This is a genomic window from Leucobacter chromiiresistens, assembly GCF_001477055.1.
Classification (GTDB): Bacteria; Actinomycetota; Actinomycetes; order Actinomycetales; family Microbacteriaceae; genus Leucobacter; species Leucobacter chromiiresistens_A.
In genome coordinates this window covers 22776-48751 of the sequence record NZ_LDRK01000025.1, presented here as the reverse complement: position 1 = coordinate 48751, position 25976 = coordinate 22776, and the positions used below count along the sequence as shown (strand labels likewise).

The following is a 25976-nucleotide window of genomic DNA, read 5'->3' as shown; positions in this document are numbered from 1 at the left end:
GTACGAGAGGGAGGCGGGATCCGGAACCACCGTATCTGCCATGCCGACCAGTCTACCCGCCGCCGCCGGCGCGAATGCCGGGGCGGCGGGAGGGTGGGTGGGCGCATGCCGCAGCCCCGATCCCGGGTCAGCCGTTCGGCGCGGTCGTCGCCCGGTCCGGTTCGTCGACCGCCTCCCGCGACGCCGCCCGTTTGCCGAGCTTCGCCCAGGAGGAGCGGATCATGCGCTGGATCGAGCTGTCGAGGGCGACCGCGATGATGAGCGTCGCGCCGACGAGGATGGTCTGGAGGAACGGCGACGCCTGCATGAAGACGAGGCCCGCCCGCAGCACGCGGAAGAAGAGGAGACCGGCGACGACGCCGCTGATGCGGCCGACGCCGCCCTCGAAGGCGACGCCGCCGAGCAGCACCACTGTGAGCACCTCGAGCTCGAGGCCCGACCCGATGTTCGGGTTCGCCGACTGCACCTTCGCCGAGAGGAAGAGCCCGGCGAGGGCCGCGAACGCGCCCGTCGCGACGAAGAGCAGGAAGCGGGAGCGCTGCACGTTGACGCCCATGAGCCGGGCGGCACGCTCGTTGCCGCCGATGGCCTTGACCGACTTGCCGAACGTGGTGTGGTTGAGCACGTACCAGCCGAGGGCGATGACGGCGACGAGCGCGACGATCTGGATCGGCACGGGGCCCACTTTCAGGGTGCCGATGGCGCGGAACGCCTCGGGCAGCTCCGCGCGCGGAATGGTGCGTCCATCGGAGAGCAGCAGGGCGAGGCCGCCCCACACGCTGAGGGCGCCGAGCGTGACGACGAAGGAGTTCAGCCGGAGGTAGGCGACGAGGAACCCGTTCAGGGCTCCGGCGGCGATGCCGGTGCCGATGGCCGCCGCGAAGCCGAGCAGCGTCGATCCGGTCCCGCTCATCGTGAGGCCGCCGGTGATCGCCGCGGCCGATGCGACCGAGCCGACCGAGAGATCGATGGTTCCCGACATGATGAGGAACGCGGCGGGGATCGCGATGAGCCCGAGCTCCGCGGCCTGCAACAGGATGCTCTGCCCGTTCGCGAAGGTGAAGAAGTTGGGCCGGAGGATGGAGAAGACGGCGACGAGCACGATGAGGGCGAGGAAGATGCCGTTCTTCGCGGCGAAGATCTTCAGGCGTTCTGCGTTCATGGGAGTTCCGTTCAGGCGCGGGTCGGCTCGGCGATGGCGAGGAGCGAGGTCAGGAGGTCTTCGTTGAAGGTGCTGGAGCGGGGGACGGGCACGAGGCGATCGCCGAGCACCGTGTAGGCGCGGTCGCACATGCTCGCGATCTCGTCGGACTCGCTCGACGCGACGAGCACGGCGGCGCCGCGGGCCGCCGCGTCGCGCGTCGCCTCGACGATGTCGAGCTTCGCGCCGACGTCGACGCCCTGCGTCGGCTGCGCGAGGATCAGGAGGGCGGGCTGCGCGGGGTAGAGCCACCGGGCGAGCAGGTGCTTCTGCCGGTTGCCGCCCGAGAACTGCGAGACCTCGGCATCGGCGGAGGGGCCGCGGATGTCGAGGGCTGCGCGGGCCCGCTCGTACACGTCGGCCCCCGATCGTGCGGAGACCCACCACCCCCGTGCGCCGCCCGTCGAGTACGAGGGGAGCATGACGTTGTCGCGTGCGGTCTCGGAGGCGATGAGGCCCTCGGTATCGCGATCCGGCGGCACGAAGAAGACGCCGCGGCGGATCGCATGCGCCGGTGAGGGGAACCGCACGGCGGTGCCGCCCAGCGTGTACGGCTGGGCGGCACCCGATGCTCCCGCCAGGCGCGCCGCGATCTCGAACTGCTCGCCGCCGGCCATGCCGAAGAGGCCGACCACTTCGCCGGCCCGGGCGCGCACCGTGCCGCCGGGGACGTCGACGGAGACGACCTCGGGGCCCGGCTCCACGTGCGTGAAGTCGAGCGATCTCAGGTCGGGCACGAGCGCGTCGGCGAGCTTCGCCGGAGTGAAGTCGGTCGCCGGCCCGTCGACGACGACGCGGCCTCCGCGCAGCACCACGATGCGCGAGCACACCTCCATGATGTCGGGGAGGCGGTGCGAGACGTAGACCACCGCGATGCCGCGGGCCGCGAAACCTCGGATGAGCTCGTGCAGGGCGTCGGTCTCGGCTCGGCCGAGGGCGGCCGTCGGCTCGTCGAGCAGCAGCACCTTCATCTCGCCCGAGAGCATGCCGCGGGCGATGTCGACGAGTTGGCGCTCCCCGAGGCCGAGGGCCTCCACGGGGATCTCGAGCGGAAGGTCGGCGCCCACCGCCTCCAGGGCGGCGCGCGCCTGCGCCCGGCGTTCGGCGGCCCGGGGGGCCGGGCGGGCGAGGAAGAGGTTCTCGAGCACCGACATGTTCGGGGCGAGGGCGGGCTCCTGGTGGATGACGGTCACCCCGTGCTGGGCGGCTTCGCGCGGCGTCAGGCGCTTCTCGATGCGCGCGCCGTCGATGCTGAACGCGCCGCTGGTCGCCCCGATGACACCGGTGGTGACGTTGAAGAGCGTGCTCTTGCCCGCCCCGTTGTGGCCGAGCAGGCCGACGATCTCGCCGGGGGCGATGGCGAAGGTGATGTCTTCGAGCGCGCGCGTCGCGCCGAAGTCGACGGTCACTCCGGTGTACTCGAGTCGATGAGGTGCGGCCATGCGGGAATCCTCTCTGCGCCGCGAACGGATGCGTCGGGTCGCCCGGCGGCTGCCGGGCGACCCGGGGGTGCTACTGGTTCGCCAGCAGGAAGTCCTCGGCGTTCTCGCTCGTGACCTCGGTCACCGGAACGGACTGGTCTTCGACGGGCTCGCCCTCGGCGGCGTCGACGAGCATCTGCGCGTTCGCCTCGGCGAGCTGCCGGGCGGGGGCGATGTAGGCGTAGCGCCAGAACGAATCCGGCTGCATGATGACCTCCAGCTCGGCGTCCGTGGCGTCGAGGTTGAGGAGCAGCATGCTGTCATCGGTCGGGGAGACCCCGGAATCGGTAAGCGCCTGGTAGGCGCCGAGTGCGGGATCGTTCGCGATGGCGAGCCAGACCTTCGTATCGGGAGCCGCGTTGAGCTGATTCTGCACGGCCGCGTAGCCGTCGTCGAGGCTCAGCACCTTGTGCTCGGTGATGTCGAGGTTGAGATCCGCCGCTTCGAGCGCGCCGAGCATGCCCTGGCCGCGGAGGCGCCCGAGGTCCGTATCGGGCCAGCCGAGGAAGGCGACCTCGACCTGCTCGTCCCCGTAGGTCTCCGCGATCCACTCGGCGGCCTTCTCGCCCGCCAGCTTGCCGTCCGCCTCGTGGTCGAGCGTGACGGCGGCGGCGACGCCGTCCCAGGTGCTGCCGTAGCCGAGGATCGGGATGCCCGCGTCGGTGGCCTGCTGCGTGACCGCGACCATGGCGTCGGACTGCACGGGGTAGCCCATGATCGCCTTGATGTCGCCCCGCACGAGCCAGGACTCCCAGTCCTGCACCTGCGTCTGCGCGTTCCACTTGGGGTCGTCGGTGACGAACTCGTAGCCGGCGTCGGTCACGATCGTCTCCATGAAGGGGAGCATGTCGTTCCAGATCTGGATGTCGAGGCCGGCGAAGCTCATGGCGACCGCCCCCTTCGACCCCGATTCGGAGGAGGCCTCGCCTCCGGAGCCGTCCGAGGAGCAGCCGGTGAGGGCGAGTGCCGCGGTCGCCGCGAGTGCGATGCCGCCGAACAGTGCGCGGGTGCGATTCATGTGATGACTCCTTCGTCGGGTTGCTCGGGGGCTCCGCTGCCTCCGTGGCCGAGCCGACCCTGGCTCGTAGCGTCACCATAAGACCACGGCTGCGCTCCAAAAGTCAACGTTCCGAATGTTTCATTTATATTTCGACAACTGAGATCGCGATTTGTTTGTGGATCGTGAATTCTCTGGGCTACGGTGGTGCCCACCGGCACGGGCGCCAACGGGCGCGACCGACCGGGACGAGCTGGAAGGACACACGCAATGGAGCGCAGAACCGGATACGTCTGGCACGAACGGTACGCCTGGCACGACACGGGAACGCATGCCGGAATCTACCCATCCGGGGGATTCGTGCAGCCGTACCGCAACTTCGAGAGCCCCGAATCGAAGGCCCGCCTCGCGGGGCTCGTGGAGGTGTCGGGCCTGCTCGACTCGCTCGTGCGCATCCCGGCGCGGGAGGTGACGGCCGAAGACCTGCTGCGCGTCCACACCGCGGAGCACGTCGAGCGGATCCGCGAGCAGTCCGAGCACGCGGGCGGCGACGCGGGCGACGGCTTCTCGCCGTTCGGTCGCGGCGGGTACGACCTCGCGCGGCTCGCCGCCGGCGGCACGCTCGCGGCGGCCGAGGCGGTGCTCGACGGCGTCGTCGACAACGCGTACGCGCTCGTGCGCCCGCCCGGGCACCACGCCGAACCGGATCAGGGGCGCGGTTACTGCCTGTTCGCGAACATCCCCGTCGCGATCGAGGCGCTGCGGGCCGCGGGCCGCGTGCGCCGCGTCGCGATCTTCGACTACGACGTGCACCACGGCAACGGCGCGCAGAAGATCTACTGGGACGACCCCGACGTGCTCACCATCTCCGTGCACCAGGATCGCCTCTTCCCCGTCGACAGCGGCCTCGTCGACGAGCAGGGCGCGGGCGCCGGCGCGGGCACCAACATCAACGTTCCACTCCCGGCGGGCTCGGGCGACGGGGCGTACTGGTCGACCGTCGACGAGGTCGCCCGCCCGGCGATCACTGCGTTCGCGCCCGACCTGATCCTCGTCTCGAGCGGATTCGATCCGTCGGCGCTCGACCCGCTCGGGCGCATGAGCGTCACCTCCGAGGGCTTCCGGGGCATCGCGGAGCGGCTGCTCGACATCGCCGACGAGGCGTGCGCCGGCCGGATCGTCTTCTCGCACGAGGGCGGGTACTCGGCCGTGCACGTGCCGTTCTGCGGCGTCGCAGTGCTCGAGGCGCTGAGCGGCGTGCGCACCGGGGTCGAGGATCCCTTCGCCCTCTCGGTCGGCGATTCCCCCACACGGGAGCTCACCGGCTGGCAGACCGACGTGATCGACCGATCGGCGGAGCTCGCCCGCGCCCTGGGGCTCGTCGCCCGGCGCGCCGACGACTGACCGGCGGGGCGCCGGCGCCTGCCCGCGGAACGGGCGGGCGGGCTCCGCGTCACCGCCCGTTCAGCAGCGGGAAGATCGGCCGGTGCGTGTGCACGGAGTCGTAGAGGAACGTCTCGATGTGGGAGACGCCGCGGATCTCGCGGATCTGCCGGTTGATCAGCGTGAAGAGCTCGGCGGGCGTGGTCGCGTACACCTCGACCAGAATGCTGAACCGTCCCGATCCGAGCACGACGTAGCGCACCCCGTCGACGGCCGCGATGCGATCGGCCACCGCGTCGATGTCGCCCGACACCTCGATCTGCAGGCTCGCGATGCTGGTGAGCCCGACCGCGTTCGGGCTCGTCACCCCGAGTACCCGCACCACGCCGCGCTCCTGCAGACGCATCACCCGCGCACGCGCGCCGCCGGGCGTCAGCCCCACCTCGTTGGCGAGATCGGAGTAGCTCATGCGGCCATCGCGCTCGAGCAGCACGATCAGCTGCTCGTCCAGCTCGTCGAGCACGCCGAAGGGCTCGGGGGCTTCGGGCGTGCGGGATCCGTCATCGGTGCCGGGCTTCCGTGCTTTCGCCATGCCCAGCAGTATGGCACGCGCCGGCGGCCCGCGCCCGCGCGCCGCCGCATCAGCGAGGTTCGGCGGCCACCGCGTCGAGCGACCCGTCGGCGAGCGAGAGCCGGATCGCGGTGCCCGTCGGAGCCTCCGCTGGGTCGCGCAGCACGGCGCCGGCCGCCCCCGAGCCGTCCACGATCTGCGCGATCGCGTACCCGCGCTCCAGGGTGGCGCGCGGCGAGAGCGCGGTCAGCCGGCCCCGCGCCTCCACCAGCGCCCTCCGGCGATCCTCCACGGCGCGGTCGGCGAGCTCGGCCCCGCGGGCGACCCACCGCACGAGCTCCTCCGCCCGCTCGTCGACGAGGCGATCGGGGGCCGCGAGCACGGGGCGGCCGCGCAGCTGCGCGATGCGATCGGTCTCGTGCGCGAGCACCTGGCCGAGCCGGGTCGTCAGGCGGGCGCGCGCCTGATCGAGCCCCGCCAGCTCCTCGCCGACATCGGGCACCACCCGCTTCGCCGCGTCGGTGGGCGTCGAGGCGCGCAGATCGGCGACCTCGTCGAGCAGCGGGCGATCCGCCTCGTGGCCGATCGCGCTCACGATCGGCGTGGCGGCCGCGCTCGCCGCGCGCACCACGCGCTCGTCGCTGAACGGGAGGAGGTTCTGGAAGTCTCCGCCGCCGCGCGCGACGACGATCACGTCGACCTCGGGGTCGCGGTCGAGCGCCTCGATGGCGGCCGTCACCTCGGCGGCGGCGCGATCCCCCTGCACCGCTGCGTAGCGGATCGTGAACTGCACGCCCGGCCACCGCAGCGTCGCATTGCGCACCACATCCTTCTCCGCGTCGGAGTCGCGCCCCGTGACGAGCCCGATGCGGCCCGGCAGGAAGGGCAGCCGCCGCTTGCGATCGGCGTCGAACAGGCCCTCCGCCTGCAGCTGCCGGCGCAGCCGTTCGAGCCGTTCGAGCAGTTCGCCGATGCCGACGTGCGAGATGTCGAGCACCTGCACCGTCAACGATCCGCCCTTCACCCAGAAGTTCGGCTTCACGAGCGCCACCACCCGGTCGCCCTGCGCGAAGTCGCTCGTCAACCGCTGCGCGACCGACCGCCACACCGTGAAACTGATCGTGGCGTCCCGCTGCAGGTCGCGGAGCTTGCCGTAGACGTGACCGCCGCGCACCTGCCACTGCGTGACCTCGCCCTCGATCCACACCTGGCCGAGGCGGTCGATCCATGCGGCGATCTTCTCGCTCATCTCCGCGACCGGCCACGGGGAGTCGCGGGTCGCCGGGCCCGCCGATGCTGCGTCTGCCATGCGTCCAGCCTAGTGAGCGGCCGGTGCGGGCTCCGCCGGCGGGCCGTCGCACCCGGCCGTCACCCCGGATCCCCGCAGGCGGCGGCGGTAGAATCGGCCGCATGAACGACACCCAGGTGCGAGATCAGCGCACGATCGGCGCGCCCGTGGTGACGCTGGCGATGCCCCGGCTGCGCCGCCAGGCGGGGCGTCTGCGCGATCTGCCGGTGGCGGGGGCGAAGAAGGTCATCCTCGCGGCTCCCCGCGGGTACTGCGCCGGCGTGGATCGCGCGGTCGTCGCCGTCGAGAAGGCTCTGGTGCGCTACGGCGCCCCCGTCTACGTGCGCAAGCAGATCGTGCACAACGTGCACGTCGTGCGCACGCTCGAGCGGATGGGCGCGATCTTCGTGGAGGAGGTCGACGAGGTGCCCCCGGGCGCGCACGTCGTCTTCTCGGCGCACGGCGTCTCGCCCGCGGTGGTCGACGAGGCCGCGGCGCGCGGGCTGCACGCGATCGACGCGACCTGCCCGCTCGTCACCAAGGTGCACCGCGAGGCGGTGCGCTTCGCGAAGCAGGATCTCGACATCCTGCTCATCGGTCATACCGGCCACGAAGAGGTCGAGGGAACGGCGGGCGAGGCGCCCGACCGCATCACCATCGTGAACTCTCCCGACGACGTCGACGGGCTCGAGGTGCGCGACCCCGACCGCCTCGTCTGGCTCTCGCAGACCACCCTCTCCGTCGACGAGACCATGGAGACCGTGCGGCGGCTGCGCGAGCGGTTCCCGAACCTCCAGGATCCGCCGAGCGACGACATCTGCTACGCGACGCAGAACCGCCAGGTCGCCGTCAAGCAGATCGCCCCGCAGGCCGACCTCGTGATCGTCGTCGGCTCCGCGAACTCGTCGAACTCGGTGCGTCTGAGAGAGGTCGCGCTCGAGTACGGCGCGCGGGCCGCGCACCGCGTCGACTTCGCGAGCGAAGTGCGTCAGGAGTGGCTCGACGGCGTGCGCACGATCGGCGTGACGAGTGGAGCCTCGGTGCCCGAGGTGCTCGTGCAGGAGCTGCTCGACGATCTCGCCGACGCGGGGTACGGCGACGTCGAGGCCGCCGTCACCGCGGAGGAGGACCTGGTGTTCTCCCTGCCGAAGGAACTGCGTCAGGACGCGGCGGGCAATCGCGACGCCCGTGCGCTGGGCGGTCGCGCGCGCTGAGCCGAGTCTCCGACCCGGCCTCGGCGCCGGCCGCGATGCGGGGTTCCGCGCCGTGCGCGGTGCGGGAGCGCCCGACGTCTCGTCAAGCGCTCCCGCGCATCGTCAGGGCTGGCTCATCTCCGACAGCGAGTCGAGCAGCTTCTGCATCGCCGTCGGATCGGAGGCTGCGCTCATCAGCTCGGGAACGTTGAACAGCACCACGGCGGTCACGATGATCGTGCCGATGACGACGATCGCGCCGGCGGTGAGCGGCACCCAGAACGCGAGCTTGCGCGCGCGCATGCGCTGGATCGAGAAGATCAGATTCACGGCGAACACCGCGAAGATCGCGATCGCCGTCACGGTGCCGACGGCGCCGACCCACGACGGAACCGTGAAGTTCTCGATCTCGAACGCGGATCCCATCAGGGAGAGGCTCGCCGGGAGGCTCATCATCGACCCTGCGAAGTTCAGCGAGCCGAACATGCCCAGCACGAGCAGGATGATCGTGATCACGCGATCCGCCGTGCGCGGCTTCCGCTGCGGCGCGCCGAACCCGCTCTGCGGGCCCGACGGCTCACCCGCCCGAGGCGGCGCCGACTCGCGGGGAGCCTGCGGCGCCTGCGGTGCGGGGGCGCGGTAGGGCTCGGGATCGCGCGATCCCGCCGACGGAGCGGAGGCGGGAGCGGACACGGGCGCCGACGCGGCAGCGGATCCGTCGCCCCGAGCGCCCAGATTGTGCGGCACGCCGTTCACCGGCGTTCCCGAGCCGCCACTCGCGGGCGACGCCTCGTTCGCCCGCCCGCCGTCGTTCGTCTCGGGCGTCCACTCCCAGCCCTCGGGAGCGAGCTCGCCGTACGCCGGGCGGGGGCGATCCGCCGACTGCGCCTGCGCTGCGTCGTCGCTCGGATGCGCCACTACGCGCTCACCGACTTCCCGGCGGAGCCGAGCTGCTCGGCGGCGACCGCGACGCGCGCCGCCATCGCCGACTCCGTGACCTTGCCCCAGGCGCGGGGGTCGTACTGCTTCTTGTTGCCGACCTCGCCGTCGATCTTGAGCACGCCGTCGTAGTTCTTCAGGATGTAGTCGGTGAGCGCGCGCGTGAACGCGTACTGCGTGTCGGTATCGATGTTCATCTTGATGACGCCGTTGCGCACGGCCTCGGCGATCTCCTCGGCGGAGGAGCCCGAGCCGCCGTGGAAGACGAGATCGAGCGGCTTCTCGCCCGTGCCGTACTTCGTCTGCAGACCCTGCTGGATCTCCGCCAGCAGCTCGGGCCGCAGCGACACCCCGCCCGGCTTGTACACGCCGTGCACGTTGCCGAAGGTGAGCGCCGTCAGGTACCGGCCGCGATCGCCGAGGCCGAGCGCCTCGACGGTCGCCACCGCGTCGTCGAGGGTCGTGTACAGCTGATCGTTGATCTCGTGGCTGACGCCGTCCTCCTCGCCGCCGACGACGCCGATCTCGACCTCGAGCACGACGTCCATCGCGGCGAGCCGGGGGAGCAGCTCCTGGGCGATCTCGAGGTTCTCGGGCAGGGGAACGGCCGAGCCGTCCCACATGTGCGACTGGAAGTAGGGGAGGCCGCCCTCGGCCACGCGCGCCTCGCTCGCCGCGACCAGCGGCAGCAGGAAGTCGTCGAGCGCGTTCTTCGGGCAGTGGTCGGTGTGCAGCGCCACCGTCACGTCGTACGCCTTCGCGACCTCCTCGGCGTACTTGGCGAATGCGATCGCCCCGCCCGCGCGGTTCTTGACCGTGTGCCCGGCGAGGTAGTCGGAGCCGCCCGTCGTCACCTGGATGATCCCGTCCGATCCCGACTCCGCGAAGCCCTGCAGGGCGGCGTTCAGGGTCTGCGAGCTCGACACGTTGACCGCGGGGAACGCGAACGCTCCGGTCTTCGCGGCGTCGAGCATGGCGGCGTACTGTTCCGGTGTTGCGACGGGCATGTGCGCTCCTTGACTTCGTTGGGGTCCGCTTCGTCGCACCAGTCTACGCGGTAGGCTTGCAGGCATGACTGAACCGGATTCGCTGGGCGAATGGCAGCCCGATCGCAACCTCGCAATGGAGCTCGTACGCGCTACTGAGGCGGCGGCGATGCGCTCGACACCGTGGATCGGCCGCGGCGACAAGCTCGCAGCGGATGGCGCGGCAGTCGACGCGATGCGGCGCTTCCTCTCGACCGTCAACATGCGCGGCACCGTCGTGATCGGCGAGGGCGAGAAGGACGACGCTCCCTGGCTCTACAACGGCGAGGTGGTCGGCAACGGCGAGGGCGCCGAGTGCGACGTCGCAGTCGACCCGATCGACGGCACCCGGCTCACCGCGGAGGGGCGCCCCGGCGCGCTCTCCGTCATCGCGGTCGCCGACCGCGGCAGCATGTACGACCCGTCGGCCGTCTTCTACATGGACAAGCTCGTGTGCGGCCCGATCGGGGTCGGCGTCGTCGACATCCGCCGTCCCATCGGCGAGAACATCCGCGCGCTGGCCCGTGCGAAGCGCGTCGATGTATCGGACATCCGCGTCGCGGTGCTGGATCGCCCGCGCCACGAGCAGCTGATCTCCGAGATCCGCGCGGCCGGTGCGGGCACGCGGCTGCTCATGGACGGCGACGTGGCGGGCGGCGTGAACGCGGCGCGCTGGGACTCGAACATCGATCTGTGCGTCGGGATCGGCGGCACCCCCGAGGGCATCATCACGGCGTGCGCCGTGAAGGCGCTCGGCGGCGTGATCCAGGGACGGCTCTGGCCGAAGGACGACGAGGAGCGCCAGCGCGCACTCGACGCCGGCCATGATCTCGACCGCGTGCTCGAGGCGAACGATCTCGTGGCGAGCGACAACTGCTACTTCGTCGCCACCGGCATCACCGACGCCGAGTTCGTCGACGGCGTGAAGCGCAACGGGCCGTTCGTGCGCGCGGAGAGCATCGTCATGCGCGCCCACTCGGGCACCATTCGCCACGTCACGAGCGACATGGACCCCAACCGCTGGTCGTAGCCGTCCGCGGGCGCGCTGGTGCGCGCCGTCGTGCGCCCGCGCTCTGAGGTGTGAGTTCGCGCCCTGCGGCGTGCGCTTGAGCGCTGAGGCGTGCGCTCGCGCCCGACGGCGTGCGCTCGAGCGCAAGTGTGCGGTCGCCGCCTGCCGCTCGGCGATCTTTCACCGGTGCACCGCTTTCTCGCCGGTGCACGTGCGACTGCCGTGTGCTTCGGCGAGTTCTAGGTGCAGCGGCGCCGCGCCGTCGGTGCGGCTGACGGCACGCCCTGGTTTCCGGTCGCGCCGCTGCACGCCGACGTACCTCTCCTTCGCCGAGGCACACGTGAATCATCGGTGCCCCGGCTCGGGAGACGTGCACCGGCGAATGGGGTGTGCACCGGCGGACGGGCGGGGAGTGCGCCCGGCGAAGCGGAGCCGGGCGCTGTGCCGGCCCCGCGTCAGATGCGGAACGGCGCGTCGGTCGGGAAGTGCTTGCGGAGGCTGAGCCCCACGCCCTCCTCATCGTTCGACAGGGTGCGCTCGACGTGCGGCGCGACTCGGAGCTCGGGATCGGCGTTGCCCATCAGGACGCCGACACCGGCCGCTTCGAGCATCGGGACGTCGGCCTCGGTGTCGCCGAAGGCGATCACCTCGTGGGGCGCGATGCCGAGATGATCGCTCAGCGCCCGGAGGGCTCCGTGCTTGCGCGACGTCGTGACTTCGAGCACGCGGGCGGAGAGGTGCGCGAACGCGCCCGGCAGCTCGCGGTCGATCGTCTCCTTGATCGGGGCGAGCGTCTCGGGCAGGCCGCGGAACATCAGCTTGAACACCGGATCGGCGGGGGCCCGGAGCGGCGCTCCGTCGCCGACCGAGTCGGGCCAGATGGACGTGTTGCGCGCTTCGCGCAGCCCCCAGAACCCGAGGTCGCTCACGTGCCACTCCGTCGCGGTGTACACGCCGATGTGCACATCGGCGCCGTTCGCGGCGTCGAGCATGAGCGCGACGTCGGAACGCTCGAACGGGTGCTCCTCGAGCACGGTCAGTCCGCTGCCGGTGCGGACGCGCACCGTGCCGCCCCCGAATGCGATGTGGGAGGCGGCGACGCCGAGCTTGCGCTCGATGATCAGCGAAGCGTTGATGGCGCGCGCCGTCACGATCACCGGGTGCACGCCCGTCGCAGCGACTCGGGCGACCTCCTGCTGCGTGAACGGCATGATCTGCTTGGCGCTGTCGATCAGCGTTCCGTCGATGTCGAGGGCCAGGAGCCGCAGCGGCGTCGTCGGGCGAGGGGAGGGAGCCGCACCGTGATGCGCGGCGCGCGAGAGCGCGTCAGAGGCCATGGTCTTACGTTAGCGCACGGCGTTGCGCCCGAGCGGCCGCGCCCGCGCGGCCGCTCGCGCGGCACGGCCGTCCGTCGGCGTCAGCGGGCGCTCACTCGTCGTCCCAGAATGTTTCAGCGCTGCCGTCGCGTTCCGCCCCGGGGAGGAGCTCGTCGATCGCGGTGGCCGCGCCCTGCGGCTCCAGCGTCTCGACCGCACGGAGTCGCTTCTCGACGGCGCGGGTGCGGCGCCCCGCTTCGCTCACCGTGTTCTGCGCGGTCGCGAGCTGCTTGCCGAGCTTCTCCCAGACCTGCCCGTACTTCTGGAACTCGCCCTTGGCCGCGCTGAGCACCTGCCAGACCTCGGAGCTGCGTCGCTCGATGGCCAGCGTGCGGAACCCGAGTTGCAGGCTGTTGAGGAGCGACATCAGCACGGTCGGCCCGGCGACGGTGACGTGGAACTCCGACTGCAGCCGGCTCGTGAGGCCCGGGCGCCGGATGACCTCCGCGAAGAGGCCCTCCGTGGGCAGGTACATGATGCCGAAGTCGGTCGTGTGCGGCGGTTCCAGGTACTTGTCGCGAATCAGCTTCGCCTGCGTGATGATGACGCGCTCCACCACTTTGCTCGCCGCCTCGACCGCGCCGCGGTCGCCGCCCTCCTGCGCCTCGAGAAGACGCTCGTAGTCCTCCTGGGGGAACTTCGAGTCGATCGGCAGCCACACCGTCTCGTGGTCGTCGCCGCGACCGGGCAGCTTCACGGCGAACTCGACCCGCTCCGCGGAGCTCGGCCGCACGGCGACATTCTCCGCGTACTGCTCGGGCGTCAGCATGTCTTCGAGCTGGCGGGCCAGCTGCACCTCGCCCCAGCTGCCGCGATTCTTCACGTTGGTCAGCACGCGCTTCAGGCCGCCCACGTCGGAGGCGAGCGTCTGCATCTCGCCGAGCCCCTTCTGCACCTGTTCGAGCCGATCGCTCACCAGGCGGAACGATTCGCCGAGGCGGCGCTCGAGCGTGCCCTGCAGCTTCTCGTCGACGGTCTCGCGCATCTTCTCGAGCTTCGCCTCGTTGCCGAGTCGCAGCTTCTCGAGCTCCTCCCGCAGCACGGCCTGCAGCTCGGTCTGCTTCGCGACGTGCACCTCGCCGAGCGCCTGCACGCGCCGCGCGTTCTCGTCGAGCGACGCCTTCAGACGCTGCTGCAGCTGCTCGCCGACCGCCACCCGCACCTGTTCGAGCTTCGCGTCGTTCGCGGCTCGAAGATCGTCGAAGCGGGCCTCGACGCTCGCGCGGAGGGCGTTCTGCGATGCGAGGGTCGCCTGCGCGCTCGTGTGCAGGCGATCGGTGATGCCCGAGAGCGACTGCCCGATCTCGGCGCGCTGCGCCGAGAGATCCTGCCGGATCTCGGCCGGGAGGGCGCGCAGATCGCCGGAGGGAGCCGTGGAGTCGGCACGGCGCCCCGTGCGCACCAGCAGCACGATGAGCACGGCGATGAGGAGGAGCAGGTTCGCGCTCAGCAGCGCGATCGTCAGTGTGTTCATGGAGCACCGTGTTTCGGGGGAGGAGTGGGTGTGCAGAGGTACCGTCTCATGTGCCGCCGACATTCAGGGCGCAGGCACGACCTGATCGTCGAAATCGATGCCGTCGGCAGCCAGCCGCACCTCGCCGAACAGGCCGCCCGCCGCGACCTCCGCCAGAGTGCCGCGCGCCGCCGCCACCGACTCGGCGCTCGAATCGCGCAGGTACACCGTCAGCTCCGGCGTTTCGCCGGTGAGCGAGACGATCGCGCGATCGATCGACGGGATGCGCTCGCGCACGCCGAGTCCGGTCCGCGTCGCCGCACCGGCGACGTCGGCGGCGGGCGATCCGGCCCGGACCGCCACCCAGAACAGGCCGTCGCTCTCGGGCGCGTGCACGCGGAACGAGCCGCCGAGTTCGGGGGTCTCCGCGATGATGCGGACCGCCGCCTCGACGCCTTCGGCGTGCTGCGTGCGCACGGAGAGCTCGCCGCCCACGGCGACGTGCTCGACGACCGCGCCGCCCGGCACGTCGGTCAGGCGATCGAGCGCGGCGGCTCGCGCGGACTCGGCATCGGCCTCCGAGCCGCCGGAGCCGTCCGAGCCCCCGGATGCACCGGCAGTGTCGAACGCGACCCGGGTCTCGATGCCGAGCGCCGCTCCCGCCGCGGCGAGCTCGGCGGCCGGGGTCGCCTCCGTCGCCGCGGTCGAGGAGGCGGAGACCGATATCGCAGTATCGGTCAGGGAGATGCTCCGGTGATCGATGCGGGTCGCGAGCGCGAAGAGGGTCATGAGGTCGTCGATGCGCGCACCCGGCGGCAGCTTCGCGTCGACCGAGGTGCCGGCGCCTCCCTCCGCGCCGATGCGCTCCGCGGTGAGCGCGAGGCCGGCGTCTCCCGCGGCCTCGTGCAGCGCGGGCAGGATCGACCCGAGCACCGCCTCGTCGGGCGTGGTGACGCGCACCGTCAACGGTGGAGCGCCTGCGGGCGCGCCCTCGTCGCCATCGGCATCGACGTCGCCACTCGCGCCGCCGTTCCCATCTGCGACCTCAGCACCATCCTCCCCGTCGGGGCCAGCAGTGCTGACGACCGAGAATCGCACCCCCGACGCGTCGGGGAGCCCATTCAGCGCGTCGACGGCGCCGGCGAAGCGTTCGAGGTCGGCGCGCGAGACGCACGACCCCTCCGTGCGGAGCTCGACGGAGCCCTCGGAGGCCGATGCCTCATCCGTGCCTTCGGAGGCCGACGCCTCATCCGTGCGAACGGTGAGGCCGTCGATCCGCGTCTCGGTCGCGCAGCTCGCGTCGGCGATGCGACGCGCCTCGTCGCCGGTGACGCCCCGTTCGACGACGACGGTCGCGTCGTATCGCGGGCTGCTGCTCGGCCAATTGTTCTGGTAGCGCCAGTCGACGGAGGCGACGCCGTCGCCCGCCTCGAGCGTCGCCGCCCACTCGCGCTGCGTGAGGCCCCAGCTCGCGCAACCGCTCAGCAGCAGTGCGGCCGCCGCGAGCGCCCCGACGCCGCGCATCCGGGCCGCGCGATCCCCGCGACTGCGCGCATCCCGAGCGGCGGCGCCCGCGCTCGCGCCACGAGCGCCCGCGCCCCGAGCGGCGGCGCCCCGAGCGCCCGCGCCTCCGCTCACACCTCCGCCCGTCACCCGCATACGACGAGCGTACTCGCGCCCGTTACAGCTTCAGCGGAATCGCCTTCAGCTGCTGGATGCGCACGCCCGTCTGCTTCGCGAGCGCGGGTACGGAGTCGACGCCGTGGCGCACGGCGGCGTCGGAGATGATCGCCGCGCACGCCTCAGCATCGGCCAGCGCGTCGTGGTGCGCGAACTCGCCGTACCCGGCCGCGGCGGCGGAGAGGGGGAGCCGGTGCGACGGGATCGCGTAGGTCTTGCGCGACACCTGCACGCTGCACAGGTACTTCAGGCGCGGCGTCGGCGTCACGGTCTCGGCGCATGCGGCGCGGATGACCCCCATGTCGAAGCTCGCGTTGTGCGCGACGGCGACGTCGCCGCCGATGAACTCCCGCAGCTCGGCCAGCTGCCCGGCCCAGTCGCGCGACTCGGCGACCATCGCCGCCGTGATCCCATGAATCCGGGTGTTGAACGGGAGGAACGCGTCGTGGCCCGCAGGCGGCCGGATCAGCCAGTGGACGCGATCGACGACCGCGCCCGCCCGCACCCGCACCATGCCGACCGAGCATGCGGAGGACGGATGGCTGTTGGCGGTCTCAAAATCGATGGCGGTGAAGTCGACGGGCACGCATCAACTCTGACACACGCCCCTGACACTGACGCGCCCAGGCACTGACACACGCCACTGTCACTGACGCTCGCCCCTGACACTGACGCGCGGTGCGACAATGGAGGCGGCACCGCGCCAGCCGGATCGGAGGCACCGCATGACCGAGCACCGCATCTTCTCGACGAGCTTCGGCAGCGTCTACGTGCACTACGTCGCGAAGGCGGAGCGCAAGGGACGCACCCGGGAGGAGGTCGATCGAGTGATCGGCTGGCTCACCGGGTACGACGCGGAGGCGATCGCGCGCATCGTCGCCGACGAGACCGACTTCCGCACGTTCTTCGCCGAGGCGCCGCGCATGAACCCGCACGCGAACCTGATCACCGGAGTCATCTGCGGGATCCGCGTCGAGGAGATCGAGGATCCGCTCATGCAGCGGATCCGGTACCTGGACAAGCTGGTCGACGAGGTCGCCCGCGGCAAGAAGATGACGTCCATCCTGCGCGGAACCCCGGCCTGACGCCTCGGCGCGCCGATCCTCATCGCCCCGGCGTCGCGGCGCCCGTCGCCCGGGCGCCCCGGAGCCGCGTAGACTCGTCTCCCGTGGCTCTCACTATCGGCATCGTAGGTCTCCCCAACGTCGGCAAGTCGACGCTGTTCAACGCTCTGACGCAGAACGACGCGCTCGCGGCGAACTATCCGTTCGCGACGATCGAACCCAACATCGGCGTGGTCAACCTGCCCGATCACCGGCTCGACGTGCTCGCGGAGATCTTCGGCTCGGAGCGCATCCTTCCGGCCCCCGTCAGCTTCGTCGACATCGCGGGCATCGTGCGCGGCGCGAGCGAGGGCGAGGGGCTCGGCAACCAGTTCCTCGCGAACATCCGCGAGGCCGATGCGATCGCCCAGGTGGTGCGCGGCTTCTCCGATCCCGACGTGATCCACGTCGACGGCGCGGTGAACCCGGCCAGCGACATGGAGACGATCAACACCGAGCTCATCATCGCCGATCTGCAGACGATCGAGAAGGCGCTGGTGCGCTTCGAGAAGGAGCTCAAGAACAAGAAGATCGACGCCTCGGTCGTCGAAACGGCGAAGGCGGCGCAGGCCGCGCTCAACGACGGGAAGGTGCTCTCGCAGTCGGGCATCGACCTCGAGCCGATCCGGGAGCTGGGGCTGCTCACCGCGAAGCCGTTCCTGTACGTGTTCAACGTCGACGAGACGGTGCTGCAGGATCGCGCCAAGCTCGACGAGCTGTCGGCGCTCGTGGCGCCCGCGAAGGCCATCTTCCTCGACGCCAAGATCGAGAGCGAGCTCATCGAGCTCGACGCGGAGGACGCCGCCGAGCTGCTGGCATCGATCGGCCAGGAGGAGAGCGGCCTCGATCAGCTCGCCCGCGTGGGCTTCGAGACGCTGGGGCTGCAGACCTACCTGACGGCCGGCCCGAAGGAGGCGCGCGCCTGGACGATCAAGCGGGGCGCCACGGCGCCGCAGGCGGCGGGCGCGATCCACACCGACTTCGAGAAGGGCTTCATCAAGGGCGAGATCATCTCGTTCGACGACCTCGTCGAGGCGGGCTCGGTCGCGGAGGCGCGCGCGAAGGGCAAGGCCCGCATGGAGGGCAAGGACTACGTGATGCAGGACGGCGACGTCTGCGAGTGGCGGTTCAACGTCTGACGCCGCGGGCGCGGCGAGCGAGGTGCGCCGCGGCCGCGGGCCGCGCGCGTCGCTAGAGTGACCTCATGCATCACGAGGCACTGCGCGACCTGTTCTCGCTCGACGGCCGTCGGGCGCTCGTCACGGGCGGCAGCTCCGGGATCGGCCGCGCCATCGCCGTGGCGCTCGCCGACGCCGGCGCGCACGTCGTCATCGCGGCGCGCACGCGGGCGACGCTCGACGCCGCGGTCGCGGAGATCGTCGGTCGGGGCGGGTCGGCGGAGGGGATCGTGGCGGATCTGGCCGCGCGATCCGGCGCTCATGCGCTCGCCGACCGCGTCGGCGACGTCGATGTGCTCGTGAACTCCGCCGGGATCAACCTGCGACCGCCGCTGCCCGACCTCGATGAGGAGGTGTGGGATGCGACGATGCGCGTGAACCTCGACGCCCCGTTCATCCTGGGCCAGCGCCTCGCCCCCGGTATGGCGGAGCGCGGCTACGGGCGCATCATCCACATCAGCTCGCAGCAGGCGCAGCGCCCGTTCGCGTCGAGCGGCGCCTACGGCGTCTCGAAAGCGGGCATCGAAGCCCTCGCGCGGTCGCAGGCGGAGGCGTGGTCGCCCCGGGGAGTGACCGCGAACGTGCTCGTGCCCGGCTTCGTGCGCACGGCGTTGAACGAGCGGCTCGCGTCGGATCCGACCGCAGTGCGCGCGCTCGAGGCGCGCACGCTCATCGGTCGCAACGGCGTGCCTGAGGATTTCGCCGCCCCCGCCGTGTTCCTCGCGGGGCCGGGGTCTCGGTACGTGACCGGTCAGGCGATCCCGGTCGACGGCGGATTCTCCGTGCACTGAGCCGGCGGCTTCTCCGTGCAGTGAGCCGGCGGCCGCCGTTCGCCGGTCAGTGAGGTGCGCTATTCCGAGCGCGAGTGCACCCTACTGACCGCTCGCGGCTCGCCGCGGGCCGCTCCGCCGCGCAGCGGCCCTCAGCGAACGCCGCGCATGAGCCGCAGGATCGGCGCCCGCACGAACGCGAGCACAATGCCGACCGCGATCGAGATCAGCCCGATCGTGAGGAAGTAGGGCACCTCGTCGTCCGTCGAGTAGAAGCCCGAGAGCGCGCCGGCGGCGGCCGAGCCGAGCGCGATCGAGATGAAGTGGAGCGCCACCATCTGCGAGTGGAAGGCGTGCGGCGAGAGCTTCGTCTCGAGCGACTGGCCCACGGGGGAGATGCAGAGCTCCGCGAACGTGAAGAGCAGCAGGATGACGACGATCGCGATGAACGGGACGGAGCCGTCGGCGCCGCCCGAGAAGGGGATGAAGGCGAGGAATGCGAGCCCCATGATCATCGTGCCGAGGGCGAACTTGATCGGGGTGCTCGGCTGGCGCTCGCCGAGCCGGGTCCACATCGCCGCGAAGACGCCCGCGAAGATGATGATGAACACCGGGTTGATCGACGTGACGACGCTCGGCGCGATCTCGAAGCCGAAGACGTTGCGGTCGAGGCGCTGATCGGCGTAGATCGCGAGCACGGTGAACTGCTGCTGGAACAGCGTCCAGAACACGGCGGACGCGATGAAGAGCGGAATGTACGAGAACACCCGGCTGCGCTCCTCGGCGGTGACCCGCGAGCTCGACGCGATCACCGAGAAGACGGCGACGGCCGAGACGATCGTGAGCGCGACGACGACGACCGAGAGATTCTCGGCGCGCAGCAGCCCGAGCAGCGCGGCGCCCGCGATGACGACGGCGGCGCCCGCGACGATCGCGAGCCACCGCACGCGCTCCGCCCGCGTGAGCGGATTGGTGGGGCGCGAGCTCCCCTCGGTGACGGTGTGCCGACGCAGGAGCAGGTACTGCAGCAGGCCGAGCGCCATGCCGATGGCGGCCAGCCCGAACCCCCAGTGGAAGCCCTGCCAGCCCCAGACGAGGCTCGTGAGGATCGGGCCGATGAACCCGCCGATATTGACGCCCATGTAGTAGATCGAGAAGGCGGCGTCGCGGCGCACGTCGCCCGGCTCGTACAAGTCGCCGAGCACCGTGGACGTGGTGGTCTTCAGCGACCCCGCGCCGAGCGCCACGCAGACGAGGCCGATGCCGAGCCCGACGACGCCGGGGAGCACGGCGAGTGCGATGTGCCCGAGCATGATCACCACCGCGGAGACGAGGAGGGTCCGCTCCGCACCGAGCACGCGGTCGGCCACCCAGCCGCCGAGCACCGATGAGAGGTACACGAGACCGCCGTAGGCGCCGACGATGGAGGTCGCGGCCGCCTCCGACATGCCGAGGCCGCCCTGCGAGAGCGAGTAGTAGATGTAGAAGGCCAGCAGCCCCTGCATGCCGTAGAAGCTGAAGCGCTCCCACATCTCGACGCCCGCGAGGTTCGCGAGGCCCCAGGGGTGGCCGAAGAAGCCGCGGTCCTGCCGCGGCGCCGCCGCCGCGGGTGCCGCCGCGCGCTCGGGCTCGGTCATGGTCCCCCCTTGCTCTGCGGCCGGTGTCTCGCGGCCGCTCTCGTGGAATGCAGGAGCCAGCCTACTGCCGTCCCCCGGCCTGCTCGCATCGAGAGGTCGCCGTGCTACCGTGGCGGTGCGATGGCCCACCCGGTCGGCCGCGCGCGATGGCACTCGAAGAGGAGGCGACCATGACGGAGCAGGTCAGGGGTCCGAAATCGTACTTTCCGTCGATCGAGCAGAAGTACGGGCTCAGCATCGAGGCGTGGATCGAGCGGCTGCGCCCGCTCGCCGGCCGCGCGCACATGGAGCAGGTCGCGTTCCTGAAGGAGCAGGGGATGGGTCACGGGCACGCGAACGCGCTCGTGCACGTCTTCCGCGCGGAGCACGACGGTGCGTGAGCGGATCGTGCTGCGGATCTCAGGTCGCGCCTGCGACCGAGGGGTAGCCTGAAGCCATGAGTACCCCGATGGCCTCCGCGCCGAATCACGACGCGCGCGAAGACCCCGCCGATGATCAGATCACCATCTCGCCGAGCGCGCTGCGCACCCTCGGCGATCAGATGCAGCGGTTCATGCTCGAGTACCGCTTCGCGATGGAGGAGGTGGAGACGAAGCTCGCCATTCTGCGCGAGGAGTTCCTCCACATGCACGAGTACAACCCGATCGAGCACGTCTCGAGCCGGGTGAAATCGGTGGAGAGCCTCGTGGCGAAGCTCGAGCGCCGCGGGATCGGCACCGACTTCGACGTGATCCGCGCGGAGATCTCCGACATCGCGGGCGTGCGGGTCACCTGCGCGTTCATCCGCGACGTGTATCAGCTGTTCGATCTGCTCACGCAGCAGGACGACATCACGGTGCTCGAGGTGGAGGACTACATCGAGACCCCGAAGGCGAACGGCTACAAGAGCCTGCACACGATCATCTCCGTGCCGGTGTACCTCTCCACGGGGCGGGTGGATGTGCCCGTCGAGGTGCAGTTCCGCACGATCGCGATGGACTTCTGGGCGAGCCTCGAGCACAAGATCTACTACAAGTACGAGCGCCAGGTGCCGGAGACCATGATCCGCGAGCTGAAGCACGCGGCGGAGACCGCCGCGGAGCTCGACACCCGCATGGAGCGGCTGCACGTGCAGATGCACGGCGAGCCGCCGCTGCTCACGGCGCCGCTCGACCTCCGCGCGGTGCGCGACCGCATCCACCGCGTCTGACGCGCACCCTGACGCGCGCCCGGGCGCGCGCCCGGGCGGGCGCCCTGATGCGCGCCGGGGCTCCCGCGCGGGCGGCTCAGGCGTTCGTGCTCGCCGCAGCGGCGGGGCGCACGCGCCCGCAGGCGAAGGCGACGAGCGCGATCGCGGATGCGGCGACCATGATGATCGCGAGTGGGAGAGCGGTGCGCTCGCCGCCGATGCTGACGAACGGCGACGCGACTGCGGCGCAGCCGAACTGGAGGGCGCCGAGCAGTGCCGAGGCGGTACCGGCCGCGCCGGGCACGGCCGAGAGCGCGAGCGCGGTCACGTTGCCCATGACGAAGCCGAGCGAGGCCACCACCACGAAGACGGCCGCTGCGAGCACCCACGGCGAGGCGGCGAGGAGCGCCGCGCCGAGCATGACGAGCGATCCGGCCGCGACGCCGCCGAGACCGATGCGCGCGAGGGTGCGGGGGCCGAAGCGGGTGACGAGCCGCGCCGAGACCGCGCTCGTCGCCACGAGCGCGAGGGCGTTCGCCCCGAACAGCAGCCCGTACTGGAGCTCGTTCGCGCCGAGCATCGACTGGTAGAGGAACGGCGATGCCGAGATGTACGCCATCATCACGGTGAACGCCGCGGCGAAGGCGATGGTGTGGCCGAGGTACTGTCGAGAGGCGAGCCGGCGCATGGGGGAGCCCTGAGCGCGCCGGGATGCGGAGAGCTGCGCGCGGCGATCTGCGGGGAGGGTCTCGCGCACGCCCCAGACGACGGCGCCGAGCATCACGAGCGCGATCGCGAACAGCACGGCCAGCACGCCGCGCCAGCCGAGCGGTGCGGCGAGGGCGCCGCCGATCAGGGGAGCGACCACGGGGGCGACGCCGCTGACGATCATCATGAGGCTCATGGCGCGGGCTGCGACCGCGCCGGTCGCGAGGTCCGAGATGATGGCGCGCCCGAGCACCATGCCGGCCGCGCCGGCGAGGCCCTGCAGCACGCGGGCGGCGACGAGCACGCCGAGGTTCGGCGCCAGCACGGCGGCCGCGCTCGCGAGGATGAGCACGACGGATCCGATGAGCAGGGGGAGGCGCCGGCCGATGCGGTCGGAGAGCGGGCCGAAGACGAGCTGCCCGAGCATGATGCCGACGAGGAAGCCGGTGAGGGTGAGCTGCACGCCGGTCGCGCTGGTGTCCAGTTCGCGGGCGATGGCGGGGAACGCGGGGAGGTAAAGGTCGATGCCGAATGGGGCCACGGCCGCCAGCAGGCCGAGCACGACGAGCAGGCCGGGGCCGAGGGCGGCGCCGATCGGTGCGGCGGCGGGATGCGGAGCGGTGGGAATCGGAGCGGTGGGGTGCGGAGCGGATCGGGGGGAAGCAGTCACGGATGATTATCTTACAATAAATGCTCGGGGTCCGTGGCCTACGATGAACCCATGCACGACGCCCCGACCACTCCCGGATCAGCGGCGGGATCGACGACGGACCCCGAGGCGCTGGCGGATCTCGCCGGCGCCGTCGTGGCGCTCGCCCGCGAGATCGAGTTTCGGCACGAGCACGCCGACTACATTCCGCTCACCCAGACCGAGCGCCTGGTGCTCGCGACGCTCGACCGGCGCGGCGAGACCGCTCCCAGCGCGCTCGCCGAGCAGCTCGGCCTCAAGCGCTCGAACGTCAGCATCGCGCTGCGCGGGCTGGAGACGAAGGCCCTCGTCGCGCGCCGCCGATCCAGCCCCGACGGCCGCGGAGTGCTCGTGCGGCCCACGCCCCTCGCCGCGCAGAACCTCGAGCGCCTGCGCGCACGGTGGGCCGAGGTGCTCGCCGCCGTCGCGCCGCCGTCGCTCCACGCCGCCGAGGTCGCAGCCGCGCTGCAGGAGATGACTCGTGCGCTCGTCGAACGGCGGCGGCTGCAGGACTGACTTCGCCTGCGCGCTCCCGCCGCCCCGTTCGGGTACGGTGAGAGGCATGGAGCGGGAGCATCTTCCGGGCGGATCCGGCGGAGTATGGCGGGTGCGGGAGGCGGGCGGCGAGACCCGCGTGCATCGGCCGACGGGGCCTTGGACCCCGGCGGTGCACGCGCTGCTGGCCCATCTCGAGGCGCAGGGCCTCGACGGGGTGCCGCACGTGCACGGCATCGACGCTGACGGCCGGGAGATCCTCGACTATCTCCCCGGCAGCACCCTCGACCCCGAGCTCGACGGCGTGAGCGACGCGGCGCTCGGCTCAGCCGTCTCATGGCTCCGCAGATATCACGACGCGGTGCGGAGCTTCACCCCGGGCGCCCTGGAGTGGCGTCAGGGCGTGCAGGGGCTCGATCCGGGCCAGGTGGTGTGCCACAACGACCCCGGGCTCTACAACTGGGTGATCGTCGACGGCGCATTCGCCGGCATGATCGACTGGGATCGCGCCGGCCCCGGCGATCCGCTCGACGATCTCGCCTTCCTGTGCTGGTCGGGGGTTCCGCTGCTGCGGGAGATCCCCCCGGCCGACGCCGCGCGACGGCTCGCGCTCGCCGCCGAGACCTACGGCGGGGTGACGCCGCGCCAACTGCTCGCGGCCGTCGAGCGGCGCATGGCCCTCATCTCGGAGCGGTGGCGCGCCGGGATCGAGCGCGGCGACCCCGGCACGCTCGCGCTGCGAGACGCGGGCATCATGGAGCGGCATCATCGACGCGTCGCCGAGTTCTCGCGGCGCCGCGGCCAGATCATGGCGGCGCTGCCCTCGGGCGGCACCCACCGGAACGAGCAGGAGGCACCGTGACGTTCATCATGACCGACGGCGGCATCGAGACCGCCCTCACCGACCGGCTCGGCCAGGAGCTGCCGGAGTTCGCGGCGTTCGTGCTGCTCGACACGGCGGAGGGCCGGATCGCGCTGCGCGAGTACTACGCGCCCTTCCTGGCGCTGGCCCGCGAGCAGCGCCTGCCGATCGTGCTCGACACGCCGACCTGGCGGGCGAACCCGGACTGGGGCGAGCGGCTCGGCTACGGCGCCGACGAGCTGGCCCGGGTCAACGCCGATGCCGCGGCGTTCGTGCGCGAGCTCGACGAGCCCGAGCCGGACCGTGCGCCCGTCGCGGGGCCCGAGGTCATCGTGAATGGCTGCGTCGGCCCGCGGGTCGACGACTACGTCGCGGGCGAGCGGATGAGCGCGCACGAGGCGGAGGCGTACCACGCGCCGCAGGTGCGGGCGCTCGCGGAGGCGGGGGTCGATCGCGTGACGTCGGTCACCACCCTCGACGCCGCCGAGGCCATCGGGGTGGTGCGCGCCGCGCTCGCGTCGCGCGTGCCCGTGTTCGTCTCGTTCGCGGTGACCGCGGACGGCCGGCTCGCTGACGGCAGCACGATCGTCGAGGCGATCGCCGCCGTGGATCGCGAGACCGACGCCGCGCCGGAGGGCTACCTGATCAACTGCGCCCATCCGAGCGAGGTCGCCGCAGGGCTCGCCCGCTCGGCCGGCGCGGCGGAGCTCGAGCGCATCGTCGGGTTCCGCCTGAACGCCGCGCCCTCCGACGACGCCGCGCCTTCCGACGACGCCGCGCCCGCACCGGAGCGCCCCGCCGATGATCCGCGCGCGTTCGCCGAGGCGGAGCTCGCCCTGCGCGCGCTCGCTCCGCTCGCCACAGTGTTCGGGGGGTGCTGCGGCACCGACGTGCCCCACATCGCCGCGCTCGCCGAACTGGAGCGACGCAGCGGCGTCGCGGACGGCGCGGACGGCGCGGACGACGCGAACGAGGCTCCCAACAAGCGCGGTTAGGCTGTCGACGTGAGTAAAGACCCATTCGAGGAACTCTTCGGGCCCGAGGACGCCGGCGCGCAGGCCGAACCGCGGCCGGTGCCCGCGCGGGAGCGTCTGTCGTACGAGCAGGCGGAGCGCGTGCGCACGGCCCAGCTGGCGACCGAGCCGAAGCGCACGGGCGCGCGGCGAGCGCCTCAGGCGCTCCCGTGGATCGTGGTCGGCGCGGTCGCCGTCATCGCGATCGTCGTGAGCATCGTGCTCGTGAACCTCGCCCGCGGCGACGCGGGCGCGAATGAGGCGACGACGGGGCGGCCGTCGACCACGGCGCCGAGCGCGACCCCATCGCCGACGCCGTCGAGCGACGCGGAGGAGGACGCCGACGGCGCGGGCGACGCGGAGGATGAGGATCCGAACGAGGTGCCAGCCGTGGAGGTCGGGCCGACGAGCACGCTCGACATCCCCGCGTGGGGTGTGACGTCGCAGCTCAGCCAGAAGTTCGGGATGACGAGCTACGTCATCCCCGACAACGTGAACCTGCAGCTGAGCAGTCCGCTCATCGATTCGCTGCCGGAGGAGTGCGCCGCGATGCGCTCGCAGTGGGGGGTGACGCAGGGCGCCGACGGGTCATACACCGTGCTCAAGCCCGCGGAGCGCTGCGAGGCCGCGCCGGAGCTGTACGACGAGCTCTGGGGCCTGACCGATGCCTTCGCGAAGAGCGTGACGCCGGTCGGCTAGCGACGGATCCGGCCCCGGGCGCTGCGCGCCGGGGACCGCCTCCCGAGCCGGTGCCCGGG

General features: G+C 71.7%; 25 protein-coding genes. 12 read left to right on the top strand and 13 right to left on the bottom strand.

The features are described 5' to 3' along the window. Positions 1 to 127: 127 nt before the first annotated feature. The 3 genes from NS354_RS05590 to NS354_RS05580 form a co-directional block, all read right to left on the bottom strand. Positions 128 to 1162 carry an ABC transporter permease gene (locus NS354_RS05590; RefSeq protein WP_058593596.1) on the bottom strand — a complete coding sequence of 345 codons (1035 nt, stop codon included), beginning with the start codon at positions 1160 to 1162 and terminating at the stop codon, positions 128 to 130. Positions 1163 to 1173: 11 nt separating this feature from the next. After that, on the bottom strand, positions 1174 to 2643 hold the full coding sequence (locus NS354_RS05585) for an ATP-binding cassette domain-containing protein (protein WP_058593595.1): 1470 nt from the start codon (positions 2641 to 2643) through the stop codon (positions 1174 to 1176). A 70-nt stretch (positions 2644 to 2713) separates the two neighbouring features. Continuing rightward, on the bottom strand, positions 2714 to 3700 hold the full coding sequence (locus tag NS354_RS05580; protein WP_058593594.1) for a sugar ABC transporter substrate-binding protein: 987 nt from the start codon (positions 3698 to 3700) through the stop codon (positions 2714 to 2716). Between the two features lie 249 nt (positions 3701 to 3949). Between NS354_RS05580 and NS354_RS05575 the strand changes: the two genes are divergently transcribed. Then, positions 3950 to 5083 (top strand): class II histone deacetylase, encoded by a 1134-nt coding sequence (locus tag NS354_RS05575; RefSeq protein ID WP_058593593.1) that lies wholly within the window; start codon positions 3950 to 3952, stop codon positions 5081 to 5083. Positions 5084 to 5132: 49 nt separating this feature from the next. Here the strand turns inward: NS354_RS05575 and NS354_RS05570 are convergent, their stop codons facing one another. After that, the gene (locus NS354_RS05570) at positions 5133 to 5654 is read right to left on the bottom strand and encodes an Lrp/AsnC family transcriptional regulator (protein ID WP_082677918.1); all 522 of its coding nucleotides are present in this window, start codon (positions 5652 to 5654) and stop codon (positions 5133 to 5135) included. Between the two features lie 49 nt (positions 5655 to 5703). Further along, a complete protein-coding gene (gene xseA, locus NS354_RS05565; RefSeq protein WP_058593592.1) occupies positions 5704 to 6942 on the bottom strand; it encodes an exodeoxyribonuclease VII large subunit in 1239 nt (412 codons plus the stop codon). Between the two features lie 161 nt (positions 6943 to 7103). Here xseA and NS354_RS05560 point away from each other — a divergent pair, with 161 nt between their 5' ends. Beyond that, positions 7104 to 8135 carry a 4-hydroxy-3-methylbut-2-enyl diphosphate reductase gene (locus NS354_RS05560; protein ID WP_058593602.1) on the top strand — a complete coding sequence of 344 codons (1032 nt, stop codon included), beginning with the start codon at positions 7104 to 7106 and terminating at the stop codon, positions 8133 to 8135. A gap of 102 nt (positions 8136 to 8237) precedes the next feature. Here NS354_RS05560 and NS354_RS05555 read toward each other — a convergent pair whose 3' ends face one another. Together NS354_RS05555 and fbaA are read right to left on the bottom strand one after the other, a co-directional pair. Beyond that, positions 8238 to 9032, bottom strand: coding sequence for a DUF6264 family protein (locus NS354_RS05555; protein ID WP_058593591.1), 795 nt, complete (start codon positions 9030 to 9032; stop codon positions 8238 to 8240). Beyond that, on the bottom strand, positions 9032 to 10060 hold the full coding sequence (fbaA, locus tag NS354_RS05550) for a class II fructose-bisphosphate aldolase (RefSeq protein WP_058593590.1): 1029 nt from the start codon (positions 10058 to 10060) through the stop codon (positions 9032 to 9034). Before fbaA ends, NS354_RS05555 begins: the two co-directional genes overlap by 1 nt. 64 nt (positions 10061 to 10124) lie before the next feature. On the opposite strand from fbaA, the gene glpX reads away from it, so the two are divergent. Beyond that, positions 10125 to 11108 (top strand): class II fructose-bisphosphatase, encoded by a 984-nt coding sequence (gene glpX / locus NS354_RS05545; protein WP_010157725.1) that lies wholly within the window; start codon positions 10125 to 10127, stop codon positions 11106 to 11108. A 434-nt stretch (positions 11109 to 11542) separates the two neighbouring features. Here glpX and NS354_RS05540 read toward each other — a convergent pair whose 3' ends face one another. The 4 genes from NS354_RS05540 to NS354_RS05525 all read right to left on the bottom strand — a co-directional run bounded on the left by NS354_RS05540 (position 11543) and on the right by NS354_RS05525 (position 16182). Next, on the bottom strand, positions 11543 to 12424 hold the full coding sequence (locus NS354_RS05540; RefSeq protein ID WP_058593589.1) for an HAD hydrolase family protein: 882 nt from the start codon (positions 12422 to 12424) through the stop codon (positions 11543 to 11545). Positions 12425 to 12515: 91 nt separating this feature from the next. Next, positions 12516 to 13937: a DNA recombination protein RmuC gene (gene rmuC / locus NS354_RS05535; protein ID WP_058593588.1), complete on the bottom strand. Its 1422-nt coding sequence runs from the start codon at positions 13935 to 13937 to the stop codon at positions 12516 to 12518. A gap of 63 nt (positions 13938 to 14000) precedes the next feature. Next, positions 14001 to 15440 carry a hypothetical protein gene (locus NS354_RS05530; RefSeq protein ID WP_058593587.1) on the bottom strand — a complete coding sequence of 480 codons (1440 nt, stop codon included), beginning with the start codon at positions 15438 to 15440 and terminating at the stop codon, positions 14001 to 14003. Between the two features lie 157 nt (positions 15441 to 15597). Further along, the gene (locus NS354_RS05525) at positions 15598 to 16182 is read right to left on the bottom strand and encodes an exonuclease domain-containing protein (protein WP_010157721.1); all 585 of its coding nucleotides are present in this window, start codon (positions 16180 to 16182) and stop codon (positions 15598 to 15600) included. Positions 16183 to 16321: 139 nt separating this feature from the next. Here NS354_RS05525 and NS354_RS05520 point away from each other — a divergent pair, with 139 nt between their 5' ends. The 3 genes from NS354_RS05520 (at position 16322) to NS354_RS05510 (ending at position 18668) form a co-directional block, all read left to right on the top strand. Further along, positions 16322 to 16681: a DUF2200 domain-containing protein gene (locus NS354_RS05520; protein ID WP_058593586.1), complete on the top strand. Its 360-nt coding sequence runs from the start codon at positions 16322 to 16324 to the stop codon at positions 16679 to 16681. A gap of 83 nt (positions 16682 to 16764) precedes the next feature. Further along, complete coding sequence (gene ychF / locus NS354_RS05515; RefSeq protein WP_058593585.1) at positions 16765 to 17838, top strand: redox-regulated ATPase YchF; 1074 nt, start codon at positions 16765 to 16767, stop codon at positions 17836 to 17838. 65 nt (positions 17839 to 17903) lie between these two features. Next, positions 17904 to 18668: an SDR family NAD(P)-dependent oxidoreductase gene (locus NS354_RS05510; protein ID WP_058593584.1), complete on the top strand. Its 765-nt coding sequence runs from the start codon at positions 17904 to 17906 to the stop codon at positions 18666 to 18668. Positions 18669 to 18799: 131 nt separating this feature from the next. On the opposite strand, the gene NS354_RS05505 is transcribed toward NS354_RS05510, so the two are convergent. Then, on the bottom strand, positions 18800 to 20284 hold the full coding sequence (locus NS354_RS05505; RefSeq protein ID WP_058593583.1) for a peptide MFS transporter: 1485 nt from the start codon (positions 20282 to 20284) through the stop codon (positions 18800 to 18802). Positions 20285 to 20454: 170 nt separating this feature from the next. Between NS354_RS05505 and NS354_RS05500 the strand changes: the two genes are divergently transcribed. Both NS354_RS05500 and NS354_RS05495 read left to right on the top strand, forming a co-directional pair. After that, on the top strand, positions 20455 to 20664 hold the full coding sequence (locus NS354_RS05500) for a DUF4287 domain-containing protein (protein ID WP_010157714.1): 210 nt from the start codon (positions 20455 to 20457) through the stop codon (positions 20662 to 20664). 56 nt (positions 20665 to 20720) lie between these two features. Beyond that, the gene (locus NS354_RS05495) at positions 20721 to 21473 is read left to right on the top strand and encodes a GTP pyrophosphokinase (RefSeq protein ID WP_082677917.1); all 753 of its coding nucleotides are present in this window, start codon (positions 20721 to 20723) and stop codon (positions 21471 to 21473) included. Positions 21474 to 21549: 76 nt separating this feature from the next. Here the strand turns inward: NS354_RS05495 and NS354_RS05490 are convergent, their stop codons facing one another. After that, positions 21550 to 22830, bottom strand: a complete 1281-nt coding sequence (locus NS354_RS05490; RefSeq protein WP_082677916.1) for a multidrug effflux MFS transporter — start codon at positions 22828 to 22830, stop codon at positions 21550 to 21552. A gap of 51 nt (positions 22831 to 22881) precedes the next feature. Between NS354_RS05490 and NS354_RS05485 the strand changes: the two genes are divergently transcribed. The 4 genes from NS354_RS05485 to NS354_RS05470 are packed head-to-tail and all read left to right on the top strand — an operon-like array spanning position 22882 to position 25917. Next, complete coding sequence (locus tag NS354_RS05485) at positions 22882 to 23364, top strand: MarR family transcriptional regulator (protein WP_058593581.1); 483 nt, start codon at positions 22882 to 22884, stop codon at positions 23362 to 23364. A 46-nt stretch (positions 23365 to 23410) separates the two neighbouring features. Next, positions 23411 to 24205 carry a phosphotransferase gene (locus NS354_RS05480; RefSeq protein ID WP_058593580.1) on the top strand — a complete coding sequence of 265 codons (795 nt, stop codon included), beginning with the start codon at positions 23411 to 23413 and terminating at the stop codon, positions 24203 to 24205. Continuing rightward, a complete protein-coding gene (locus tag NS354_RS05475; RefSeq protein WP_058593579.1) occupies positions 24202 to 25200 on the top strand; it encodes a homocysteine S-methyltransferase family protein in 999 nt (332 codons plus the stop codon). Before NS354_RS05480 ends, NS354_RS05475 begins: the two co-directional genes overlap by 4 nt. A gap of 9 nt (positions 25201 to 25209) precedes the next feature. Continuing rightward, positions 25210 to 25917 (top strand): hypothetical protein, encoded by a 708-nt coding sequence (locus tag NS354_RS05470; protein ID WP_241490351.1) that lies wholly within the window; start codon positions 25210 to 25212, stop codon positions 25915 to 25917. The last annotated feature ends 59 nt before the right edge of the window (positions 25918 to 25976 follow it).

Excerpts from the sequence above, each read along its gene's own strand:
- NS354_RS05590 (WP_058593596.1), bottom strand. The coding sequence starts at position 1,162 with ATGAACGCAGAACGCCTGAAGATCTTCGCCGCGAAGAACGGCATCTTC.
- NS354_RS05585 (WP_058593595.1), bottom strand. The coding sequence starts at position 2,643 with ATGGCCGCACCTCATCGACTCGAGTACACCGGAGTGACCGTCGACTTC.
- NS354_RS05580 (WP_058593594.1), bottom strand. The coding sequence starts at position 3,700 with ATGAATCGCACCCGCGCACTGTTCGGCGGCATCGCACTCGCGGCGACC.
- NS354_RS05575 (WP_058593593.1), top strand. The coding sequence starts at position 3,950 with ATGGAGCGCAGAACCGGATACGTCTGGCACGAACGGTACGCCTGGCAC.
- NS354_RS05570 (WP_082677918.1), bottom strand. The coding sequence starts at position 5,654 with ATGGCGAAAGCACGGAAGCCCGGCACCGATGACGGATCCCGCACGCCC.
- xseA (WP_058593592.1), bottom strand. The coding sequence starts at position 6,942 with ATGGCAGACGCAGCATCGGCGGGCCCGGCGACCCGCGACTCCCCGTGG.
- NS354_RS05560 (WP_058593602.1), top strand. The coding sequence starts at position 7,104 with ATGCCCCGGCTGCGCCGCCAGGCGGGGCGTCTGCGCGATCTGCCGGTG.
- fbaA (WP_058593590.1), bottom strand. The coding sequence starts at position 10,060 with ATGCCCGTCGCAACACCGGAACAGTACGCCGCCATGCTCGACGCCGCG.
- glpX (WP_010157725.1), top strand. The coding sequence starts at position 10,125 with ATGACTGAACCGGATTCGCTGGGCGAATGGCAGCCCGATCGCAACCTC.
- NS354_RS05540 (WP_058593589.1), bottom strand. The coding sequence starts at position 12,424 with ATGGCCTCTGACGCGCTCTCGCGCGCCGCGCATCACGGTGCGGCTCCC.
- rmuC (WP_058593588.1), bottom strand. The coding sequence starts at position 13,937 with ATGAACACACTGACGATCGCGCTGCTGAGCGCGAACCTGCTCCTCCTC.
- NS354_RS05530 (WP_058593587.1), bottom strand. The coding sequence starts at position 15,440 with ATGCGCGGCGTCGGGGCGCTCGCGGCGGCCGCACTGCTGCTGAGCGGT.
- NS354_RS05520 (WP_058593586.1), top strand. The coding sequence starts at position 16,322 with ATGACCGAGCACCGCATCTTCTCGACGAGCTTCGGCAGCGTCTACGTG.
- NS354_RS05510 (WP_058593584.1), top strand. The coding sequence starts at position 17,904 with ATGCATCACGAGGCACTGCGCGACCTGTTCTCGCTCGACGGCCGTCGG.
- NS354_RS05505 (WP_058593583.1), bottom strand. The coding sequence starts at position 20,284 with ATGACCGAGCCCGAGCGCGCGGCGGCACCCGCGGCGGCGGCGCCGCGG.
- NS354_RS05500 (WP_010157714.1), top strand. The coding sequence starts at position 20,455 with ATGACGGAGCAGGTCAGGGGTCCGAAATCGTACTTTCCGTCGATCGAG.
- NS354_RS05495 (WP_082677917.1), top strand. The coding sequence starts at position 20,721 with ATGAGTACCCCGATGGCCTCCGCGCCGAATCACGACGCGCGCGAAGAC.
- NS354_RS05485 (WP_058593581.1), top strand. The coding sequence starts at position 22,882 with ATGCACGACGCCCCGACCACTCCCGGATCAGCGGCGGGATCGACGACG.
- NS354_RS05480 (WP_058593580.1), top strand. The coding sequence starts at position 23,411 with ATGGAGCGGGAGCATCTTCCGGGCGGATCCGGCGGAGTATGGCGGGTG.